General features: G+C 73.3%; 1 protein-coding gene. It reads right to left on the bottom strand.

The genetic code is table 11. The annotated features are described in order from the left end of the window. On the bottom strand, positions 1-232 hold a 232-nt coding region (locus R0J87_RS25125), incomplete at both ends, for a hypothetical protein (RefSeq protein WP_498889745.1).

Raw genomic sequence — 232 nt, 5'->3', positions numbered from 1 at the left:
CGAGGAGATCGGCCCACTCGCTGTCGGTCGGGTTGACTCCGCGCTCGTTGATGACCGTCGTGTCGCCGGCGGTCTCGTCGACCACGGCGATGCTTCGCCGGGTCTCGGCGGCCACCGACACGAGGGCGTGCGGCACTCCGCTGGCGCGGAGCTCGGCGGCGAACTCCTCGCCGACGCGGCCGCCCGTCGTGGTGACCGCGAGCGCGTCCGCTCCTTCGGAGTACGCCACACG

The organism is Halomonas sp. SIMBA_159 (assembly GCF_046536035.1).
Taxonomy (GTDB): Bacteria; Pseudomonadota; Gammaproteobacteria; order Pseudomonadales; family Halomonadaceae; genus Vreelandella; species Vreelandella venusta_A.
Note: the sequence above shows the minus strand (reverse complement) of the source record. Positions and strands in the feature narration are given on the sequence as shown.